Annotated in this window: 1 pseudogene; it reads right to left on the reverse strand. The window is 57.1% G+C overall.

The window, feature by feature from the left end:
• Window positions 1–186 precede the first annotated feature (186 nt).
• A pseudogene (locus tag ALO64_RS25995) lies at window positions 187–606 on the reverse strand (replication initiation protein); the annotation flags it as partial.

Raw genomic sequence — 606 nt, forward strand, 5'->3', positions numbered from 1 at the left:
GAGTAAGGCGTCGGCTTTGGGCAGGCAAGAGCCCAGCTCTCCAGTAGCAGCCCCCATTGATCGCGAAAGGTAGAGACACGAACCAGGCTTGAGTTCGGCCAGAACACTCACTTACGTAGTGCTCGCGCGCTATGCAGCACAGATCGGGGAAGACAGCACACACTAAATTCATACGCGCACTCCCCATCATGAACCATCCTCATGTTCTGGTTTTAAGGGCTCTCGGGCTTGCGGCCCCTGCGGGACCGCAGATATCTGATGTACACCATATGGAGCACCTTTGTCATGATCCGTTAGGCCCTGTTTTTTAGGGCTCTTCACTGCTTCCCTGAGGACGTGGTGGGCGTCTCGGTTTGCAACGGGCACAGATGCATTCACCTTGAGCACACTCACAGTGGCAGGCTTAGTCACCTCAGTCAGGATGTGTGCATACCTGGCCACCGTGCTCGCAGAAACGCCAGCAAGTGTTGCAATGGCAGAACGTACCAGCGCCTTGCCCTGGTCCTGAAGCTGACGGCACGCGGCGCGGATCTTCGATTCTGTGGCTTTGTGCCGCAGCTCATGGGTTCGCTTGGCCGCTAGGCTTTGCCGTTCGGTGAGCGACAA

It is taken from the genome of Pseudomonas meliae, assembly GCF_001400515.1.
Taxonomy (GTDB): Bacteria; Pseudomonadota; Gammaproteobacteria; order Pseudomonadales; family Pseudomonadaceae; genus Aquipseudomonas; species Aquipseudomonas amygdali.